The following is a 15899-nucleotide window of genomic DNA, read 5'->3' as shown; positions in this document are numbered from 1 at the left end:
ATGCAATATAGTTTAGGCCACTCGCTGCATAACGTCGATGCTTACCTTTGCAAATTCATCATTGTTGTCATAAAGACGCCGCACATCATCGGTGGTAGCATTTCCAGCGTAATGCTGAGACTTTTTGTTTTGTGGCACTTTCTATCTTCGGAGGGTGTATACCTAGAGGTTGTTATGTCATCCCTTACACTACTCAACCGTTTGACCTTCCGACAATTACAGGTATTCCAGGCCGTTCACCGCCAGCACTCCTACTCTCGCGCAGCCGAGCAGCTAGGACTTACCCAACCTGCGGTTAGCGCACAAATTCGTCAGTTAGAACTCGCTCTTGGTCAGCCGCTGTTTAAATATGCCGGTAAAACCCTTCACGTGCTACCTGCCGCGGATACCCTAGCGCTCTCCACACGCGAAATTTTCGGACAGCTCTCTAGACTGCAAATGAATCTCTCGGAGATTAATGGCAGCATTAGCGGTGAGCTGAACATCGCGGCAGTCTCCTCAGCCCAATATGTGGTGCCTTATTTACTGGCACGGTTTCGAGCACGCTACCCCGACGTACGCATTCGTCTAAAGGTATGCAACCGCAGTCAAGCGCTGGAAAGGCTGGCAGAACAAAAAGATGATGTCGTGATTATGGCCATGGTGCCTGAAGACGACGACCTGGTAGTCATGCCCATTCTTGAAAATGAACTCATCGCTCTCGTATGGCCAGACCACCCACTACTTCACATGGAAGCACCCACATTAGCCGACTTTGCGCGCCATTATGTATTGATGCGTGAACCAGGTTCTGGGGTACGTATCGCATTTGAGCAACTGGCTGTTGACCAAGAAGTCGGCCTTCCCCACCGCATTGAATTAGGCACTAATGAAGCAATTAAACAAGGCGTTATGGCCCATTTAGGCGTTGCCGTTTTGCCCCGTTTGGCGGTTCAACTTGAACTAGAGCAAGGGCTGCTATCCGCGCTCCCCTTACCTAACTTCCCCATTCGGCGCTCGTGGTGCACGGTGTATCGTCGCGATCATTTTCCGACACCAGTCGCTGATCTATTTTTACGCTTTACACGGGAACACCTGCCAGACTTTCGTCGGTATTTCCAAGCCCCCTCTAGCCCGCTGCCTAGCCACGGCGTTTCCTGCCTACCTTTACTGTCACTATAGTGGGCTGCCGATTGGCTGGACTGTCTGTTTGGCGGTTCGATGAAGGGCGCTTAGTGTCTTGTTAACCAACAGATATGTTACATTAGTCTACTACCTACGTATCATTCAGAATCTTCAGGGTTTGGCATGTATTCGCGCAGGCGATCCAACTGTCAACGCCATGGCATTTAAACGCCATCGCCACAGCATATGGTTAGACGCCACGACGTTTGGGCATTGCCTGCCGCACAGTAGAGAGGCTCTTTCCTATGAGCAATAACCCCACAACGCGCGTCCCTAGCGGCGAGAAATTCCGCAATGAGTATGGCATGTCGGTCATTAAAGACGGCATGAAACAGCGCAAAACGGCGTCAGATGAAGCGTCTCCCAGTCTTGACCGTAAACCTAAATGGTTGCGCGCACAGATCCCTGGGGGCGAACGCTTCGAAGCCGTCAAAAAGAATGTCTCTACGCACCGTCTTAGCACTGTTTGTGCAGAGTCACACTGCCCTAACATGGGCGAATGCTGGAGCAATGGCACCGCCACCATTATGTTAATGGGGTCTGTATGCACACGCGCCTGCCGATTCTGTGCCGTAGACACAGGCAACCCGAAAGGCTGGCTGGATCTAGATGAGCCGGAAAACACGGCAAAATCAGTCGAGTTGATGGGGCTGCGCTACATCGTATTGACCTCCGTTGACCGAGACGATCTGGACGACGGTGGCGCTACGCACTATGCCAACTGCATTAAAGCTATCAAATCCCGCACGCCGGAAGTGGTTGTAGAAGCTCTAACACCCGATTTTGACGCTGATAAAGCCGCCATTGAGCGGGTAGTTGATTCGGGCTTGGAAGTGTTTGCACAGAACGTAGAGACGGTAGAGCGACTAACCAGCAAAGTACGCGACCCACGTGCAGGTTATCGCAAAACGCTGAATGTCTTAGCGCATGCCAAACAGTATCGACCAGACATAATTACCAAAACAAGCTTGATGCTTGGATTAGGTGAGACAGACGAAGAGATTCTTAAAACCTTTGATGACCTGAGAGAGATTGGCGTTGATATCGTGACGCTCGGACAGTATTTGCGCCCAACTAAAAACCATCTAGCCGTAGAGCGCTGGGTCACCCCAGAAGAGTTTGATCGCTATCGCGTGCTTGGCCTTGAAAAAGGCTTTATGGAAGTGCCGTCCGGGCCGCTGGTTCGCTCTAGCTATCGCGCTGACCGTGTATTTGAGAAAAACAATCTTGGTCTCGCGTCGCCTGCTGCGGTTCCTGGTCATGAGCCTGACGCTAACCGCATTCCTGCGTTTAACGTCGGATAAACCGTCTAGGCTAGTTGCCTTTCACTTACTATTCTCACTAACTATCTGCACGCAATTGGCACAGCTAACTCAGTTCCAACAGTGCCTTGCGTGCAGATCGCTCATGATTGGATAAACGACACATCCACCAACTGCCGATCCAACCGCTGGGCCAGTGCAGACGCTAGTTGACTCCCCACCTGGTGAGCGACAGGCAGCGCCACTAAATCAGCCAATCGCGTTACCTGCATACCCGCATAGCCACAGGGATTGATGCGCCCGAAGGGGGATAAGTCACCATCTACGTTTAGCGCAACCCCGTGATAGCTTGCGCCCCGCCGAATTCGTAACCCTAGCGAGGCAATTTTCGCTTCGCCCTGTTGCGTATCAACATAGACGCCAGGTGCATCTGGCTTCGCCCAGGCAGACACGTCATAGAGAGCAAGTACGTCAATCACTGAGTTTTCTAGCGCAGTTACTAACTCACGAACACCAATCTTGCCACGGCGAACGTCCAGCAATGGATATAAGACAATTTGGCCTGGGCCATGGTAGGTTACCTGCCCCCCACGATCCGTTTTCACGACAGGGATATCACCTGGCATTAACACATGCTCTGGCTTACCCGCCTGGCCCTGAGTAAAAACGGGGTCGTGCTCAACTAGCCAGAATTGATCAGGCGTTGTCTCGTCCCGCGTGTCGGTGAGTTCGCGCATCGCGCTCCACACCGGCAAGTAGGCACGATGGCCAAGCTGATGCAGCTCAATAGGTTGACTAGCCAAGGTCATACCACCATGTGTACGCGACCTGTCGCCTTCAGATCATCGAACAGCTGGCGTAATTGCTGTTCGCCAGTGGCCACAATAGTGACACGCACAGATTGAAAACGGCCGTTACGGCTGTCGACGACTTGCAGTGACGTCTCATCAAAATCTGGGGAATGTTTAACTATCACTTGGCACACGCAGGCTGGAAAATCCTCAGCGGCATCGCCAACCACTTTCAATGAGTAATCACAGGGAAAAGTGATTTTAGGTGGCTCGTTTACTTCAGGCTGACGTAAATCTCTTAGCCCATTTTTCGCGCCTTTTTTCATAGCTCGCCTTTACACGGGAATATATAGATACTTCTGCTCAGGGTACGAGTGCAGTACAGCCTTATAAGATTAGTAGCTTAAGCGCAAAAGACTAAAAATTCTGCGCTTAAGCCCACTCGCTGCTACTAAGCGGTGAAATTACTAATTAATCGATGAAGTTACTGATCAAACCACTGAAGAAACGCCTTACTTGGTCAAATAGGCGCTTGAACAAGCCACCCTCTTCAACATTTTCTAGCGCCACTAGCTGGCGTTCACCGACCATTTCCTCACCTAAATATACTTCTAGCGTACCGACATCATCACCCACGGCAATCGGCGCTTGAAGATCGCTATCCAGGTTCAAGCGAGCACGCAACTCTTCATTACGGTTGCGCGGAAGCGTCATAAATACTTCACCGTCAACGCCAACACGCAGTTCATTGATATCTCCCCCCCAAACGCGCGGCGTTGCAAGCACTGCACCACGCTCATAGAGCTTCATCGTTTCATAGAAGCGGAAGCCGTAGCTGAGTAGCTTTTGCGTTTCCTGCGCTCTTGCCTCTTCTGAATTAGTGCCCATCACGACCGAAATTAGCCGCATGCCATCACGCTCGGCCGAAGAGACAAGACAGTAGCCCGCCTCAGTTGTCCAACCGGTTTTCAAACCATCGACACTCGGGTCGCGCCATAGCAAGCGGTTACGGTTTGGCTGGTCGATGCCACCAAACGCGAAGTTGCGCTGAGAGTAAATAGTAAAGTGCTCAGGGTAATCGTTAATAATATGCTGTGCCAACAACGCCATATCGTGAGCGGTGGAGTAGTGATTATCGCCAGGAAGACCTGTCGGATTTTGGAAATTAGTATTGTGCATTCCTAAGCGCGTAGCATGCTGATTCATCAAATCGGCAAATGGCGCTTCGCCACCCGCTAGGTGCTCTGCCATTGCCACGCTAGCATCGTTACCCGATACAATAATGATGCCATGCAGCAAATCATTGACCGAGACTTGATCGCCTACCTCAATGAACATCTTGGAACCGCCGGTACGCCAAGCTTTCTCACTGATATTGACCATATCCGTCAAGCTAATTGTACCGCGATCTAACTCACGCTCGACCAGATAGGCGGTCATGAGTTTAGTCAGGCTGGCTGGTGGTAAGCGTTCATCAGAATTATGTTCAGCAAGAATGCGACCGCTGTTGGCATCCATCAGAATCCATGAGCTCGCCGCCAGCTGAGGAGCGGAAGGAATAATCGTCTGCGGCTGTGGTATCACCTGGGCCATGACCGGCGAAGACACCACGGCAAAAACCGCAAACAAGCAAAGCCCTGCGGTACGGCGAATAGACATCAATACATTCATTTCTTACTTCTCACAACAAAGAAAAAACGTCAACGAAGCACGTTTAATTTAGCTAATAATTGGGGAGAACTATCTCACGATAAACGCTTGTGGGAAGCCCGCCCGACGGAGTTCTTCACGTGCTTGGTTTTCCTGCTTAGGACTCACTGGCCCAACTTGCACACGATGCACGTCAGCATCACTCATCACCCGTACGTTATGCGGGAGTTCACTGACCAGACGTTGCTGCAGCTGCTGGGCTCCTTCTTCACTGCCCAATGCCGCAATTTGTAGATAAATAGCATCATCTGCTGCCACTGGCTGCTGAACAGCAGCATCTCGAACAGACCGTTCATTCACAGTAGAAGATGCCAAAGATACCTCATCAACTGGCTGGCTACTTCTACCTTGCTGAGCCAGCCATTGCTCAGGCTCGATAGCCTCAACCCGGACGGCGCCAGTACCATTATCTAAAAAGCCTAGCCGTGCAGCCGCTGCATAGGAAAGATCTATTTCACGGTCGCTATGAAAAGGCCCCCTATCATTGACGCGCACGATAACAGATTGACCGCTGTCTAAACTGGTGACACGAGCAAATGTTGGCAGTGGCAACGTACGGTGAGCCGCAGACATTTTATACATGTCATAAATCTCACCGTTTGATGTGGCATAGCCATGAAACTTTTCACCATACCAGGAGGCCGTCCCTTGCTTCACGTAGCCCGCCGCATCCGGCAGCACATGATAGGTTTCCCCCCACACTTCATAAGTGGAGCGATTACCGGAACGCGATGGCGGCTCTATGCGAGGCTCAGCGTTTGGCACCTTGCTCACATCCGGCGGCTCTAATGGATAGGCGTCGCCCGTCATTGCATAGCGCTCCCCGGACGACGATGCACCGCCACTACTTGCTCCACTGCTGAGCGCCCCGCTCGCACTTTCAGCAGGCTTACTAGCGGGCTGCTTAGCGCTATTTTGTTGAGCTTCATGGCTGGCACAGCCGCTAACCAACGCCATGATGATCACCGCACCACCTATGCCACGAGCCTCAGACAGCACTGTTCTCATATTTAGCCCTCAACCTGCCGTGCAATCGCCTCTGACAGTTCTGTCACTGCCATTGCATAGAGATGGCTGTGGTTATAGCGGGTAATAACGTAAAAGTTATATTCCCCCAAGCGATATTGGATACTATCATCAGCAAGCTCGAGCCTTAAAGGCACCACAAGCAGCTCTGAATCCAGTGCACTCTGTGGTTCAATGCCAGCTTCAATCGCTTCAGACACAGTCACTTCAGGCTTACTGGTTTGGTTAATAGGAAGCGTATCAGGCGCTGAATCAGGGCCATCGGCCTCATGATAAATTGCCCCATCACGCTGCCAACCATGTACAGCAAAATAGTTCGCCACACTGCCAATAGCATCGACCGGATTCTCCCATAAATCTCGTTTACCATCATCGTCAAAATCGACGGCATAGGCTTGATAACTTGTGGGAATAAACTGGGGATACCCCATTGCGCCAGCATACGAACCATACAGCTCGTCAACCTCAACGCCTTGCTCATGAGCGATTTTCAAAAAAGCCGCCAGTTCGCCGCGAAAAAAGCCACCACGAACAGGATGGTTGAAGGCTAATGTTGCTAATGAGTCTAATACGAGGTGGCGACCTTTATGCTTACCGTAATAGGTTTCAACACCAATAATGGCAGCAATGATCTCTGGTGGGACACCATACACGTCCTCAGCCCGAGCAAACGCATCCTCATACTCACTGATGAACTCGGCTCCCTCCTCAATACGTTGCTGAGTTAAGAATATATCTCGATACTCATACCAACGTAAGCGGCGTTCAGCCGCACCTTCCATCGCGTCCAAAACAGATTGGTTAAAGCTGGCTTGATTCAAGGCATCTGTTAGCCATTGCCGAGGAATGCCTTGTTCTGCTAACTCGTCAACTAGCTGTTGCGTACCTTCGTGCTGCTGCGGATCAAAAGGCGACGCGTCGTCAGCCCATGCAACCGTGTAAGAGCACGCCAATAACATAGCTGCCATGCAGCCGCCTGCTTTATTTCGGGCCCATTTCATTAACTAACCACTCCTGTGAAAAAGCACCGCTACTTATCCATTCGATACTAGCGCGGCAACAACCGCCGATGGGCATGTATTGACATGAGAATACCGAACCCTGCCAGCAAGGTCACGCTGGAAGTCCCGCCATAGCTCACTAGCGGCAGCGGTACGCCAACAACGGGCAAAATACCACTTACCATGCCGACATTGACAAACACATATATAAAAAACGTCAGGATAATACTGCCTGCAAAAAGTCGCCCGAAGGTGTCCTGAGCAGAGGCTGCCAGCCAAAGACCTCGCCCCACAATCATGACATACAGGGATAACAGTACCAGCATTCCCACTAGGCCAAACTCTTCACCTAGCACGGCAATAATAAAATCCGTATGGCGCTCAGGCAGGAATTCTAATTGAGACTGAGTACCCTCAAGCCAGCCCTTCCCCCATAAGCCACCGCTACCTATCGCGGTTGTTGATTGAATAATATTCCAACCCGCCCCTAAGGGGTCGCTATCCGGATCCAGGAACGTTAAAACCCGTTGACGCTGATAGTTGTGCATATTCATCCATAGAACAGGTAGTCCTGCCGCAATTAAGGCACCAATTAAACCAATTAGACGCCAGGATAAACCTGCCAAAAGCACAACAATCACCGCCGCGCTGGCCACTAAAAGCGACGTCCCAAGATCCGGTTGAATAGCCGTAAGCACCACCGGCAAGCCGATGATCACCGCGCATACAAAAATATGCTTGAAACGTGGCGGTAATTGGCAACGGTTCAGATAGGCAGCCACCATCAGTGGCACCGCTAATTTCATCATTTCAGATGGTTGAAATCGAATAACACCCGGTATCTCAAGCCACCGCTTTGCCCCCATCCCCACATCACCCGCTATTTCAACTGCTAACAACATAGCTAACCCCAAGCCGTAAGCTAAGGGAGCCCAGCGCAGAAACGTGGAAGGCGATAATTGAGCAATAACCACCATAACAGCGATAGCAACACCAAAACGTATCGCTTGCGCAATCACGGTATCAATACGCTGCCCGGAAGCGCTATAAAGCACTAATAGCCCACCCCCCATCAGCAACAGCAGCAAACCTAACAGCCACGGGTCAAGGTGAATCCGCTCCCAGATGCTTTTGCGCCGAGCAATACCGCTATCGGGTGGGCGTACTGGATAACGACGTAGTGGGCGAGAGAGGGTTTGCCATGACCTCATTAGTTGCCCTCCACGTTGGCAGTATCTTCTTCCAATGCTTCTTTAACTTCTTCAGCGTCTGGCGCATCGTCTCTTAATATCCATGCATCGGTCATCGCACGCGCCAAATGAGCGGCATGCGTACTCCCGCCCCCAGCATTTTCAACAATAACTGAGACCGCAATTTGCGGATCGTCGATGGGCGCAAACGCCATAAAAAGAGCGTGATCGCGTAAGCGCTCCTCAAGTTCTGCGGCGTTGTAACGCTGATCTTGCCCAAGCGAGAACACTTGGGCAGTGCCTGATTTACCCCCCATACGATACTCTAGCCCCACCCCTGTGCGGCGTGCCGTGCCTTCTCTCCCGCTGATTACTTTTTCCATGCCGCTGAAAACACGGTCCCACCAGCTGTCATTATCCAACTGAATATCGGGCAGCGTATCCGGCAAATCCAGCGCTAAGGGCTCGTCACCTATTGCTAACGCAAGACGTGGCTTTATCCAATGACCGCGATTAGCCAATGTAGCCGTTGCACTCGCCAGTTGTAACGGAGTTACTTGCCAGTACCCCTGCCCGATTCCCACAGAGAGTGTTTCACCGGGATACCAAGGCTGATTAAAACGCGCCCGCTTCCAGTCACGAGACGGCATCAGGCCGGTGCTTTCGCCTTGCACGTCATGAGCAACACGTTGGCCGAAGCCAAAATTGGTCATTTGTTCATGCAGATTATCGATACCCAGATCATGGGCTAGGGTGTAGTAATAAGTATTGTTTGAAACGGCAAGAGACCGCTCCATATCTACTCGTCCATGCCCCCAGCGCAGCCAATTACGATAGCGACGAGAGTCGTTGGGCAACTGATAAAAACCAGGATCATTAATCGTGCTATCGGGTGTGATAACACCCTCGACTAGCCCCGCAAGCGCCAAAAAAGGTTTAATGGTTGAACCTGGCGGATAATGGCCACGAATTGCTCGATTAAACAGCGGGAGGTCGATATTTTCCTGCAAGCCGCGATAAGAAGCGACATCAATTCCCGTCACAAACTGATTACTATCAAAGCCAGGCGTCGAGACCATGGCGAGGATTTCACCCGTCCCAGGAACGATCGCGACGATAGATCCACGCCGGCCATCTAACAGCTCGTAAGCCAGCATTTGCATTGACTTATCAAGCGTTAAAGTAAGGTTTTCCCCAGGTACCGGATCAGTACGACCGAGCTCTCTAAGTACACGCCCACGCGCATTCGTTTCAACTTTACGCAGCCCCGCCTGCCCGTGCAGTTCCGTCTCGTAAAAACGCTCAATCCCCGTCTTACCAATAAAGTGTGTTCCCGCATATCGCCCAGCATCTAGGGTTTGCAGCTCTTCTGCGTTGATGCGCCCTACGTAGCCCAGCGAATGGGCCATCATTTCGGCATCAGGATAGTAACGGAGCAGTTGCGCCTCTACTTCGACCCCTGGTAGACGATGTCGATTCACCGCTAGCCGTGCGATTTGGTCTTCGCTCAAATCACTCATTAAAAGCGCGGGTTGAAACGGGCGTTGGCGTTGCCGGGAACGGACATTGAACGCTTCAATATCATCTTCGGGCAAGTCTAGAAGCTCAACTAACAGCGCCAGCGTTTCATCTAAATCATCAACGCGTTCGCGTACCAACGTGAGGTTATAGGTAGGGCGATTTTCGGCAAGGAGGACGCCATTGCGGTCATAAATCAACCCCCGATTGGGGGGCAGCGGTTCGACACGGACACGGTTTTTTTCGGAGCGAGTACTGTATAAATCGTGCTGAACGATCTGCAAGTATGCTAATCGTCCAGTTAGCAATCCCGTCAAAACAACCACCACTAAGACGGCAAGTAGCGCCCTGACACGAAAAATACGCAATTCTTGCTCAGGGTTTTTAAGCGTGTCATGGCGCTTAGGCATGGGTAACGATGACTCTCAAATCAGACAAAAAACAATTATCGATGATAGGGATGACCTACTAGCAGTGTCCACGCCCGGTAAAGTTGCTCAGCCAGCATGATGCGTACCAGTGGGTGTGGCAACGTGAGAGGCGATAAAGACCACGCTTTATCAGCCATTGCTGAAAGGGATGGCTCCAAGCCATCAGGTCCTCCCACCAACAACACAATATCTTTGCCCAACATGCGCCAAGCGTCGGCTTCGTCAGCAAGTTGCTCGGTACTCCAGGTTTTACCCTTAACCTCAAGTGCCACGATATACTCGTCGCCACGAAGCTTGTCACGTATACGCTGAGCCTCTTGCGCACGCGCTTTAGCTATATCAGCATTTTTGCCACGCTGACCGAGTGGAATCTCTTCAATTTCAAGCGAGAAGTCTCGAGGCAGCCGTTTGCGGTAGGTCTCAATGCCCTCCTCAACCCACGCAGGCATTTTGGTGCCCACCGCTAACAGCCGGATCTTCATGACATCGTGGCTCGCTCTTCAAACCGTTTGAGCGATTCACTAATAGCCCCAGCGTCATTGGGTAGGTCTGCCCATAAGCGCTCAAGATCATAAAGGGCTCTGGCTTCAGGCAACATAATATGGACAACCACATCGCCTAAATCGACCAATACCCAGTCAGCATTATCGCCACCTTCAACACCTCGGGGCGCAAGGCCTGACGCTTTGGCCTTTTCCACAACATTTTGCGCTAAGGCAGCCACGTGGCGAGTAGACGTACCACTGGCGATTAGCATCAAATCAGTAACTTCAGTCAGCTTTGAAACATCTAACTGCGTAATATCTCGTGCTTTAAGTTCTTCTAGGGCATCAACCGCTAGATTTTTAAGTGTATCGATGTGCATGGCTCCTAAAGGCAACCCCTTGTTGTCGTAAGCTCAGCAAAAGCAAGCTCAGTGATATTCAGTCAATAAGCCGGCCATTGTAACGGCTTCTTTCCTGACTGCCAGCGCTATTCACCAGAATGATAGAAACCATGCCGCAGAATGGCTTCCTCGACGGCCTCAGGCAGTAGATAACGAACGCTTTTGCCCTTTTCTAAACGCTCTCTTATGTAAGTAGCCGAAATCGCCATCATGGAGGGCAAGGCCAGCGTTAGAACATTACCATTAGGGCTTCGCATCAGTTCATCTACACTATCGACTTCACGATTACCCACCAGTTCCCTTAATTCCTCAGACCAACGCGCGTTATAGCCAGGTCGAGCGATCACAACGAGATGTGCTAAAGAGAATATCTGACTAGCTTTGTGCCATTTGGCTAACCGCAGAAAAGCATCGAACCCAATAATCATCACTAGACTCGCGCTATCGCCATACGCTTGCCGCAGTTCAGCAAGCGTATCCACGCTATAAGAAGGCCCTTCACGGCGTAGCTCCCGATCATCAGCCATCACACCTGGCGTGTCGCTAATACCTAGCCTTAACAACTCAAAACGCTGTTCCGGCGACACCTGAGGCGTATCACGCAGAGGCGGCTGAGGTGCGGGAATCATGTGCAAACGATCAAGCCCAAGGGCTTCACGAACCTCAACGGCGCTTCGCAAATGCCCCAGATGCACAGGATCAAATGTGCCCCCCAGCATGCCTATTCGCATGGGTGTTGAACTCATTGCCTGATTTGCCCATCACCAAAGACCACATATTTCTGCGTTGTAAGCCCTTCTAATCCAACCGGCCCTCGCGCATGCAGCTTATCGGTTGAGATACCAATTTCCGCACCCAGTCCATACTCAAAACCATCAGCAAAGCGCGTAGAGGCATTTACGATGACTGAGCTTGAGTCGACCTCAGCCATGAAGCGTCTCGCTAGACTGATGTCTTGAGTCACAATGGCATCAGTATGATGGGAGCCATATTGCTCGATATGCTGAATCGCCTCATCCATACCATCGACGACTTTAATCGCTAAAATCGGCGCAAGGTACTCAGCGCCCCAGTCTTCTTCTGTGGCCAACGCTGCTTGGGGCAGCAATGCTCGTGTACGCTCGCAACCACGTAGCTCTACATGGTGCTCGGCGTAGGCACGAGCCAACTCTGGCAGCACGATATCGGCAATCGGCGCATCCACCAGCAGCGTTTCCATCGTATTGCAGGTGCCATAGCGATGCGTTTTCGCGTTTACCGCGATGGCCAGCGCTTTAGCGGGATCTGCTGTAGTGTCGATGTAAACGTGACAAACCCCATCGAGGTGTTTAATGACCGGCACCGTTGCTTCGCGGGAAATGCGCTCGATCAGAGACTTACCACCTCTTGGAATAATGACGTCGACGTACTCGGGCATGCTTATCATCGCACCCACTGCAGCGCGATCGGTGGTGGCAACAATTTGTACGGATTCAGCTGGCAAGCCAACATCGGCTAGCCCCTCCTGGATACAACTGCTAATCGCCGCATTTGACGCACTGGCCTCAGAACCGCCGCGTAGCAAGCAAGCATTACCCGATTTTAAGCACAGGCTTGCTGCCTCAAGGGTAACGTTCGGGCGAGATTCATAAATAATGCCAATAACCCCTAGCGGTACGCGCATTTTGCCAACTTGAATTCCGCTTGGGCGATAGCGCATATCGTCAATTTCGCCAACGGGATCTGGCAGCGCAGCCACTTGGTGAAGGCCTTCGACCATGGCATCAATTCGCGCATCATTAAGCGCCAGACGATCAAGCAGTGCAGCGTCTAGGCCAGTTTCTTTGCCACGCTGCAAATCAAGCGCATTAGCTTCCAGTATTAACTGTCTAGAGGCCGTCAGGCGCGATGCCATTGCTTCAAGCGCACGATTTTTCAATCCCGTATCAGCACGACGCAGCTCTCTGGCAGCTGCCCTAGCGCCTTGACCGAGCACCTGGATATAAGCGGGAACATTCCCCGCAGCTAATTGCTGTAGGGCTATGTTTTGGCGTGCGTTTGAACCGCTCATACTTTCTCCCTGTCTTATTGCGTATGCAAGGCAAGTTGCATTCTATGGTAGTGGTACTAGGTGTTTGGCAGTATGTTACGCCATTAGGGCGTTATACTGACGCTATTAATGATTACATTTCGACGCCCACGCCTGGTCAAAGTGCTCCATGGGCAATCTTGAATTAAAGGTGAATAGTAAGCCACCATGCAAAGCAAGTACAAAATACGCCTACTAAGAGCCAACTTGTTCGCAGCGGCGTTAGCATTAGCGTCCTGGACATATATGGCGCAGCCAGCGGCTGCGCTAGTACTTTGGTTGTCTGTAGGCTGGCTTTTTGTTACTGCGCTATTGCTCGACTTTAGCCATCGTCGTTCTAAAGGCCTACCTTGGCAAGTGCTCACCGGGGCGCTACTGCTGGGGCTAATTGCCGTGGCTCCAGAGCGCCATAGCTTTTTAATATGGGCTTGGGCGGCAATGTTTATGCTGCCCCAGAAACGCTGGGTGGCCGTGTTCAATACGTGCGCTGCGTTGATTAGTTGGTCATTCATTGCCCCTCTTCTTAGCTTACCCGAAGCACTGCTACTGTTGGCGGCATTGATCACGCTAGGCGTGCTTTCCAGTGCAAAAGCGTGCCAGTTAATCGATATTAACGGCTCCATTCGCAAACGCCTTCGACTAATCCCTGGGTTAAATTTATGGCCAAGCGGACAGCTGCTGAGAGACCTGAGCCGCGAACAAACCCGCTCTGAACGTGAAGCCATCTATGCAGAGCTATTAATTATCCAAGTAAAACGTCATCAGCTTTGGTCGTCGGGGCAAAAATTATGCAACCTCATATACAGCTTTGAACACGTTTATCGCTTAAATAATCAGACACTTGCCGCCTTGATGTTGTCGTATAACCCAAAGGAAGCCGCCCAACGCCGCAAGCTTCTCTGCGCAGGCCTCCCAGAAACACAGCACTTCCACCACCTACCACTAATGGATATAGAGCTATCGGGTCTATCCGTCGAGGCGCTAGCTCAGCTCCCGCCTCAACAACGGGAAGGTAACAATGATTGACCAACTGCGGCACAGACACCTGATGACTTTTGCCTACACCGCGAGTGTGATCCTAGTAGCAGGGTACACATTCTGGCTTTATCGCATGGGCAATTATCACGACCTTTTAGTGCCAATGTTTGTGACACTGCTGCTACTTACTGCGTTGTTAATGCACTACAGCCAGGCGTTAAAGCCTGTTATTCCCCGCGCTATTTTACTGGGTAGCAGTTATGTCATTACCCTGGCCGCCTTCTATAATCATCCTAGCACCTCTACGATTTGGATCGGACTGCCCACGGCCGCTGCATTTTTTTTACTACCGCTATCGAGCGCTTTCTTACTAACGGTATTTTCCAGCCCCCTATGGTGGCTACTAACCCGTCACAGCGATGCATCCTCAGAGACAGTTATTGCTTATACCGCTCTCATTCTGCTGATGGCCTTACCACCATGGGAGCACGCACGACAGAGAGCATTGCTGAGGGCAACAGACCCAAACGACAATGATTGCAATGCTTACCATATTGATACGCTAAAAGAGCGTCTTCACAATGAGTTTCTGCGCGCAGCAATGCTCAACAAGCGCTTGGCAGTCTTAGTGATGCATTTACCCCAACTTGATATGGCGGAAGAGCAATTTGGTTCACGCGCAAAAACGGCGCTGCTGGGTGCGCTCTGTAACGAAGTCAATAGCCGTTGCCGCGACCACGATCTGTTAGGCCGGGCAGGCAACGCCACGTTCTGGTTAGTGCTGCCCGACACAAGTGAGAGCGGTGCTATGTTGGTGCGCGAGCGGCTTCAACGCGCACTATCACAACGTGTTCTAGTAGAAACGGGGCAGTTAGAAACCCGTATTGCTGTTTGCCTACCATGCCGAAATGAGAGCTTTGAACGCTACATAAATCGCCTGGAAGCTCGTGCAAACGCATTATCTATCGCCTAATGCGGATTAAATGGAGCAGTATTTTTCATGGCTGATGCGCTTTTTGCCCTGTCACTCTCGCCAGCTATGTTACTACTGTTGGTTGCACTGATTTCGCTGCTTGAATCCCTTGCGCTGGTTGGCTTATTGGTGCCTGGTGTTGTGTTAATTACCGCCGCTTCGTCCGTGGCGGGGCATGAAGCCATTGCCCTGCCATGGCTAATCGGTGCTGCGTTAATAGGCGCCATTCTGGGGGATAGCATTAGCTACCTGCTCGGCTATCACCATCGTGAACAGGTCACTAACCGTTGGCCTTTATCCATGCACCCAGAATGGCTGGAACGCGGCGTACGTTTTTTTAACCGTTATGGTATCCATTCAGTATTTATTGGTCGGTTTGTAGGTCCAGTCCGCCCCATTATTCCGCTTATTGCAGGTATGATGCGGATGCCAAAGCGCACTTTTTTGTGGGCCAATATCACCTCCGCAGCCCTGTGGGCTCCCGCTTATGTGTTGCCTGGCTACTTACTAGGAAGAACCTGGCAACAGCACCTCAACCTCCCCCCAAATATAGAAACGGCAATCATTACATTAAGCGCCTGTATCATCGTGCTTGCAGTGATTTTTTCCTGGGGAAGAGCCCAGGTTGGACGCCACGGTTTCATCTACTTGGCAACAGCACGTCTTATTCGCCGTATCCCCTTTATGCGTCGGTCGTGGCTCTCAATGAGCCTTAATGATGAAGTGCCGCTAGCCTCGTTACTGCTGTTTTTGATCACGTTGGCAAGTGTCTCCGCCTGGACTCTGCTAGTAATCAATCATCAAGGCCCGCTGGCAATAGACCTACAAGCACAGCGACTGTTTAGCTGGTTAACCAATCAGGGCAAACGCATGAAAGATTTCATCCAGCCAATATCGTCGC

The 15899-nt window shown here is 51.3% G+C and carries 16 protein-coding genes; 5 read left to right on the top strand and 11 right to left on the bottom strand.

Annotated features, from left to right (window positions below):
• Window positions 1-174 precede the first annotated feature (174 nt).
• Entirely contained in the window at window positions 175-1161 is a 987-nt protein-coding gene (locus INT19_RS06090) for a LysR family transcriptional regulator (protein WP_193060128.1), read from the top strand.
• A 248-nt stretch (window positions 1162-1409) separates the two neighbouring features.
• Entirely contained in the window at window positions 1410-2468 is a 1059-nt protein-coding gene (gene lipA / locus INT19_RS06085; protein WP_193060127.1) for a lipoyl synthase, read from the top strand.
• Window positions 2469-2569: 101 nt separating this feature from the next.
• Here lipA and lipB read toward each other — a convergent pair whose 3' ends face one another.
• The 11 genes from lipB to INT19_RS06030 form a co-directional block, all read right to left on the bottom strand.
• On the bottom strand, window positions 2570-3235 hold the full coding sequence (gene lipB / locus INT19_RS06080) for a lipoyl(octanoyl) transferase LipB (protein ID WP_193060126.1): 666 nt from the start codon (window positions 3233-3235) through the stop codon (window positions 2570-2572).
• A complete protein-coding gene (locus INT19_RS06075; protein ID WP_089038102.1) occupies window positions 3232-3543 on the bottom strand; it encodes an HP0495 family protein in 312 nt (103 codons plus the stop codon). The genes lipB and INT19_RS06075 overlap by 4 nt, the downstream gene beginning before the upstream one ends.
• Window positions 3544-3688: 145 nt before the next feature.
• The gene (locus INT19_RS06070; protein WP_193060125.1) at window positions 3689-4888 is read right to left on the bottom strand and encodes a D-alanyl-D-alanine carboxypeptidase family protein; all 1200 of its coding nucleotides are present in this window, start codon (window positions 4886-4888) and stop codon (window positions 3689-3691) included.
• A gap of 69 nt (window positions 4889-4957) precedes the next feature.
• Entirely contained in the window at window positions 4958-5935 is a 978-nt protein-coding gene (locus INT19_RS06065; RefSeq protein WP_193060124.1) for a septal ring lytic transglycosylase RlpA family protein, read from the bottom strand.
• Window positions 5936-5937: 2 nt separating this feature from the next.
• Window positions 5938-6954: a lytic murein transglycosylase B gene (gene mltB / locus INT19_RS06060; protein ID WP_193060123.1), complete on the bottom strand. Its 1017-nt coding sequence runs from the start codon at window positions 6952-6954 to the stop codon at window positions 5938-5940.
• 47 nt (window positions 6955-7001) lie between these two features.
• Complete coding sequence (gene rodA / locus INT19_RS06055; RefSeq protein ID WP_193060122.1) at window positions 7002-8165, bottom strand: rod shape-determining protein RodA; 1164 nt, start codon at window positions 8163-8165, stop codon at window positions 7002-7004.
• Window positions 8165-10072 carry a penicillin-binding protein 2 gene (gene mrdA, locus INT19_RS06050; protein WP_193060121.1) on the bottom strand — a complete coding sequence of 636 codons (1908 nt, stop codon included), beginning with the start codon at window positions 10070-10072 and terminating at the stop codon, window positions 8165-8167. The genes rodA and mrdA overlap by 1 nt, the downstream gene beginning before the upstream one ends.
• Before the next feature lie 35 nt (window positions 10073-10107).
• On the bottom strand, window positions 10108-10575 hold the full coding sequence (rlmH, locus tag INT19_RS06045) for a 23S rRNA (pseudouridine(1915)-N(3))-methyltransferase RlmH (RefSeq protein WP_038483601.1): 468 nt from the start codon (window positions 10573-10575) through the stop codon (window positions 10108-10110).
• Entirely contained in the window at window positions 10572-10958 is a 387-nt protein-coding gene (gene rsfS / locus INT19_RS06040) for a ribosome silencing factor (RefSeq protein ID WP_038483599.1), read from the bottom strand. The genes rlmH and rsfS overlap by 4 nt, the downstream gene beginning before the upstream one ends.
• Before the next feature lie 107 nt (window positions 10959-11065).
• Window positions 11066-11725 carry a nicotinate-nucleotide adenylyltransferase gene (gene nadD, locus INT19_RS06035; RefSeq protein ID WP_193060120.1) on the bottom strand — a complete coding sequence of 220 codons (660 nt, stop codon included), beginning with the start codon at window positions 11723-11725 and terminating at the stop codon, window positions 11066-11068.
• Window positions 11722-13029 (bottom strand): glutamate-5-semialdehyde dehydrogenase, encoded by a 1308-nt coding sequence (locus INT19_RS06030; RefSeq protein WP_193060119.1) that lies wholly within the window; start codon window positions 13027-13029, stop codon window positions 11722-11724. Before INT19_RS06030 ends, nadD begins: the two co-directional genes overlap by 4 nt.
• A 186-nt stretch (window positions 13030-13215) precedes the next feature.
• On the opposite strand from INT19_RS06030, the gene INT19_RS06025 reads away from it, so the two are divergent.
• The 3 genes from INT19_RS06025 to INT19_RS06015 all read left to right on the top strand — a co-directional run.
• Window positions 13216-14073, top strand: a complete 858-nt coding sequence (locus tag INT19_RS06025; protein ID WP_193060118.1) for a hypothetical protein — start codon at window positions 13216-13218, stop codon at window positions 14071-14073.
• A complete protein-coding gene (locus INT19_RS06020; RefSeq protein ID WP_193060117.1) occupies window positions 14066-14998 on the top strand; it encodes a GGDEF domain-containing protein in 933 nt (310 codons plus the stop codon). Before INT19_RS06025 ends, INT19_RS06020 begins: the two co-directional genes overlap by 8 nt.
• A gap of 27 nt (window positions 14999-15025) precedes the next feature.
• Window positions 15026-15899 (top strand): DedA family protein (locus INT19_RS06015; RefSeq protein WP_193060116.1); only part of this gene is annotated, 874 nt, incomplete at its 3' end.

The sequence above is a fragment of the Halomonas sp. 3A7M genome, from assembly GCF_014897875.1.
Lineage (GTDB): Bacteria > Pseudomonadota > Gammaproteobacteria > Pseudomonadales > Halomonadaceae > Vreelandella.
This window is presented reverse-complemented; position numbering and strand designations above follow the sequence as displayed.